Here is a 606-nt window from a genome sequence, read left to right on the forward strand (position 1 = left end):
TCGGACGGCCTCAAGGCTCCGGACACTTTCTTCAAGGCAGTTGCGCTCTATCGGGGCGAAGACCGCACCATCGACTATTTGACGCTGCCCAAGGCACTCGTCGAGCCGATCGTGGCGCCATCCGATAGCGTGCTTTCGGCCTATTTCGAAGCCAACAAGAAGACATATGCGGCACCCGAATACCGCAAATTCTCCTATGTCCGCCTCGAGCCGGTCGACATCATGGATCCGACCGCCGTCACCGACCAACAGGTCAGCGACGATTACAACAAGAACAAGGCGCGTTACACCACGCCGGAATTGCGTACCATCGAGCAGCTCGTGTTCAAGACGCCGGATGCGGCCAAGGCCGCGTTCGATTCGCTCAAGGCAGGCGCCACTTTCGACAAGCTGGTCACGGCGGAAGGCAAGACCCCAGCCGACACGTTGCTCGGCACGCTTGCCAAGGACAAGATCGCCGACAAGGCGGTCGCCGACGCCGCCTTCGCGCTTAACGCCAATGAAGTCAGCCAGGTCGTGCAGGGCGCCTTCGGTCCGGTGCTGCTGCGTGTCACCGAGATCAAGCCCGAGGTGGTGAAGCCGCTGGCCGAGGTGTCCGACCAGATC

The 606-nt window shown here is 61.4% G+C and carries 1 protein-coding gene; it reads left to right on the top strand.

Going from position 1 to position 606, the window contains the following annotated elements; genetic code table 11:
- Positions 1-606, top strand: a 606-nt coding sequence (locus EN994_RS34335; protein ID WP_206530581.1) for a peptidyl-prolyl cis-trans isomerase, incomplete at both ends; no start/stop codon positions are given.

The sequence above is a fragment of the Mesorhizobium sp. M7A.F.Ca.CA.002.09.1.1 genome, from assembly GCF_003998555.1.
Classification (GTDB): Bacteria; Pseudomonadota; Alphaproteobacteria; order Rhizobiales; family Rhizobiaceae; genus Mesorhizobium; species Mesorhizobium ciceri.